The sequence below is a fragment of the Bartonella sp. TT110JLCBS genome, from assembly GCF_042193405.1.
Classification (GTDB): Bacteria; Pseudomonadota; Alphaproteobacteria; order Rhizobiales; family Rhizobiaceae; genus Bartonella.
Genome location: NZ_JBHILT010000055.1, coordinates 1 through 3,749, shown reverse-complemented (window position 1 = coordinate 3,749; position 3,749 = coordinate 1). Strand labels below are relative to the sequence as shown.

Genomic DNA, 3,749 nt, shown 5'->3' with positions numbered 1-3,749 from the left:
ATGCTTAATAAAGTGATTTTAATTGGTCATTTAGGTGCCAATCCAGAAAGCAAAACAATGTCATCTGGTATCGAGGTGGTCAATTTTCGAATGGCAACGTCTGAGAGCTATACAGACAAGGCAACCAATAAGAGAATAGACAAAACCGAATGGCATTCCATTGTGGTGTTTAATCCACATCTTGCAAAAATAGCACTTCAATATCTCAATAAAGGCAGCAAAGTTTATATCGAGGGGCGACTACAAACCCGTAAATGGCAAGATAAAAACGGTGTTGATCGCTATGTAACAGAAGTCATATTGCCTCAGTACAAAGGCGAGTTAAAGCTTTTAGATGGCAAAAATGATGATAATCAAGATCAGTCATCTGCTTATGACAGAAGCATTTACAGACCTCTTGATACACCCCATACCGTTATGAATGACAGTGTTCCTTTTTAAACAGAAGGTGCTTTAATGGATAGTAAAAAGAAGCCTAGGGTTAGTACAGAAGAATCTGAACCCGTTTATATGCTTACAGAGAATGATATAGAGCTGTTAAGAGATTGTATGTCATCTACATCAATGAGTTATTACAGTATAGTGATGGGTGCTTTATTGAGTACACTTTTCATTCTGCTCTTAAAACTTTCTTGGGATCAAAGTCACTTAAAACTTAAGTTAGGTGTTGCTGCTGTAATATGCATTTTAGTGGTTTTATTGTTCTTTTTAAATCGAATTTCATGGTCAAGATCAGAGAGAATTTGGCAAGATATTAAACAGACATCTGAGGACATAAGTGAAAAAAAATAAAAAGAGGGGACGCCCTAAAATAGCAGGGCAGGTAAGAGAACCAAACGGACGTATATCACGTGCAAAAGCACCGCGTGAAGCCGTTGATAAATTGGCAATAGAAATGCGTGCAAAACGCTTTGGTTTAACGCTACAAGAGGCAAAAAATCCACTTTCTGGTACCTATATAGGGCGGCTTTGTTTAAAAGGCGTGATTACTCAAGAGCAATACGACACCGCCCAGCAATATCTACAGATAAGGAATAATTACCTTTGCGCAAAAGGCTTGCCTAATGCAATTTATGACGAAATGCCATCATCATCTGATGATAAGGCAAGAGATAAATGGGTAGAATTTGCAACAGAGCAGTTTATAAACACGCAAGAGGCACTAAAAGAAGCCCAATGCCTCTATAGACAATATAACCTTTATGCAGCGCTACAGTGCCTCGTTATAGAAGATCAAATGCTACCACACCTTGTGAATTCATTACGTGTTGCTCTTAATGTGCTTCAGAAACATTTTGATCGTAAATGACAATCTCTATTACGGTTTCATTATATCATATATCGTTGGTAAGTCTCTGCAAAATCTAGCGACTTGTTTAGTGTTTTCATAATCACCGGTGCTCACGTCAGATACTACAACTATCATTTGTGTTTTGGGGCTAATGCCAGTTCCAGTCGAATTACTAAGAAATTTTTTTGCATAATAAATCATTGGATTTTTGCTGTTATTGGATTCGTTGTATGCCCACATAAAATCTCTTTCACTCCAATTATGTTCATAACGTAAACGACTTATTACATTGGGTAGCATTGCCCATGACATTTCTTCATTATACTCACCTCGCAATAAATTCACAAAGCGTCCACATAAAATAACGAATACGTGACGATGCAATACAGGATCAAATTTGGAAGGCATCTTATGATGGCCACGGCTGTATACAAATTCTTGTGCTTGGCTTAGCTTATTAAAATGCGTAAAGCCAGTATATTCTTTACTCGCGTATTTGTCGTAAAGTTGATTATACTTCTCTATAGTATCTACACTTGTAAACATACGCGTCAATTTGTCTATAAATCCAAATGACGCTGATGCAGGTAGCGCTGATATAGAAAAGAAAGCTATAAATGTTATGATGCGTGTTATGGATAATGATTTCATCATTTTGAACCCTTAATTATTCATAAGTGCTGTTTAACCGATTCTTTTCAAATGTATCAATATGTGTTATTTTTATGTTGACAAAGTGTAGCAAATCGTATTTAATGACAGCACTGTACTTGGTCGTATTGTATCTAAACGAGGGACAGTGCAGTTTGGAATCCCCGCAAATGCGGGGTTTTTTATTATCTGGAGGGCGTATTTTATGACATCAGAAAATACACAGCAGGCTCCACAACCCATTAAAAAGCGTATACCCCCAAAGGCAGGTCAAGGGCGTGTCAAAGGCGTTCCGAATAAGATGACGCGCATTTTAAAAGAAGCAGTGGTTAAGGCTGCTGAGAATGCTGGGAATAAAATTGGCAAGGATGGTTTGATTTCTTATTTGGAAAAACAGGCTATGGAATGCCCCGCTGCTTATTTAGCATTGCTTGGTAAGGTGTTGCCTTTACAGGTAACAGGTGAAGATGGGGGAGCCATTAAGGTGATAACGCGTGTAGAAATCGCGCCTTTGGTCAATGACGACACGACAGATTAGTATTGTTCCAAAGCTTATACCGATTTTTACAGATAAGGCTTTGGTGCGTGCTGCTTGGGGTGGACGAGGGTCTGGAAAGACAAGATCATTTGCCTTGATGGCTGCTTTAAAAGGCTATCAATTTGGTATGCAAGGGATATCGGGCACTATACTTTGTGCACGTCAGTTTCAGAATTCTTTGGCAGAAAGTTCATTGGAGGAGATTAAACGCGTCATTGAAGCGCACGACTTTTTAAAGGACTATTACAAGGTTGGGGAGTCGTCGATTAAGTCGATTGATGGTCGTATAGCCTTTCAGTTTTCTGGTCTGGACCGCAATATAGCCAGTATCAAGTCTATGGGGCGTATTTTGCTTTGTTGGGTTGATGAGGCAGAGCCCGTTACAGAGACGGCTTGGCAGACGCTTATACCGACTTTGCGAGAAGAAGGAAAAGATTGGAATGCAGAATTATGGGTGACATGGAACCCGTTGCGAGAGAATGCCCCCGTTGAGAAGCGGTTTCGCTTTTCAGACAATGAGGCAATCAAACGTGTTGAGATTAACTGGTCAGACAATCCGAAGTTTCCTAAGATCTTGAATGAAGCGCGGCTTGATGATCTGAGAAACCGTCCAGAGACCTATAAGCATATTTGGGAAGGGGCTTATCTTACAGCGGTTCAAGGCGCTTATTATCAAAAGGAAATGTTGGCAGCCGAGCAGGAGGGGCGGATAGGGCGCGTTGCTCGTGATCCTTTAATGCAGATACGCGCCTTTTGGGACATTGGGGGTACGGGCGCCAAGGCAGATGCCACGGCGATATGGATAGCGCAATTTGTTGGTAGAGAGATCAGAGTGCTTGATTATTACGAAGCACAGGGACAGCCGTTATCCGAACATATCGGTTGGTTGCGTCACAATGGTTATGAGAAGGCATTGATGGTTCTCCCCCATGACGGTGCGACCAGAGACCGTGTGCACAATGTGAGTTTTGAGAGTGCTTTAAATGATGCGGGTTTTGAAACGCAGGTCATTCCCAATCAAGGGGCTGGTGCTGTCAAAATGCGAATAGAGGCAGTGCGACGTATTTTGCCGTCTGTTTGGTTCAATGAAGAGATGACGGTCGCAGGACGTAAGGCACTGAACTGGTATCACGAGAAATGGGATGAGAAGCGCAATATTGGTTTGGGAGCAGAGCATGATTGGTCCAGTCATGGGGCAGATGCCTTTGGATTGATGTGCGTGGCTTATGAAGAACCTCCGACGATACAAAAGCGACCAGCTTATAGCGG

Annotated in this window: 6 protein-coding genes; 5 read left to right on the top strand and 1 reads right to left on the bottom strand. The window is 41.4% G+C overall.

Going from position 1 to position 3,749, the window contains the following annotated elements; genetic code table 11:
- The 3 genes from ssb to ACFILW_RS09040 all read left to right on the top strand — a co-directional run.
- A partial coding sequence (gene ssb / locus ACFILW_RS09050) for a single-stranded DNA-binding protein (RefSeq protein ID WP_375631940.1) occupies positions 1-441 on the top strand: 441 nt, incomplete at its 5' end.
- 15 nt (positions 442-456) lie between these two features.
- Positions 457-792, top strand: a complete 336-nt coding sequence (locus ACFILW_RS09045) for a hypothetical protein (RefSeq protein ID WP_375624384.1) — start codon at positions 457-459, stop codon at positions 790-792.
- Positions 779-1,309, top strand: coding sequence for a hypothetical protein (locus tag ACFILW_RS09040; protein WP_375685616.1), 531 nt, complete (start codon positions 779-781; stop codon positions 1,307-1,309). The genes ACFILW_RS09045 and ACFILW_RS09040 overlap by 14 nt, the downstream gene beginning before the upstream one ends.
- Positions 1,310-1,318: 9 nt before the next feature.
- Here the strand turns inward: ACFILW_RS09040 and ACFILW_RS09035 are convergent, their stop codons facing one another.
- Entirely contained in the window at positions 1,319-1,945 is a 627-nt protein-coding gene (locus ACFILW_RS09035) for a hypothetical protein (protein ID WP_006590334.1), read from the bottom strand.
- A 202-nt stretch (positions 1,946-2,147) separates the two neighbouring features.
- Between ACFILW_RS09035 and ACFILW_RS09030 the strand changes: the two genes are divergently transcribed.
- Both ACFILW_RS09030 and ACFILW_RS09025 read left to right on the top strand, forming a co-directional pair.
- The gene (locus ACFILW_RS09030; RefSeq protein ID WP_375655581.1) at positions 2,148-2,480 is read left to right on the top strand and encodes a hypothetical protein; all 333 of its coding nucleotides are present in this window, start codon (positions 2,148-2,150) and stop codon (positions 2,478-2,480) included.
- Positions 2,461-3,749 (top strand): PBSX family phage terminase large subunit (locus ACFILW_RS09025; RefSeq protein ID WP_375685614.1); only part of this gene is annotated, 1,289 nt, incomplete at its 3' end. The genes ACFILW_RS09030 and ACFILW_RS09025, both read left to right, overlap by 20 nt.

Coding starts and splice junctions, on each gene's coding strand:
- ACFILW_RS09045 (WP_375624384.1), top strand. CDS start 457: ATGGATAGTAAAAAGAAGCCTAGGGTTAGTACAGAAGAATCTGAACCC.
- ACFILW_RS09035 (WP_006590334.1), bottom strand. CDS start 1,945: ATGATGAAATCATTATCCATAACACGCATCATAACATTTATAGCTTTC.
- ACFILW_RS09030 (WP_375655581.1), top strand. CDS start 2,148: ATGACATCAGAAAATACACAGCAGGCTCCACAACCCATTAAAAAGCGT.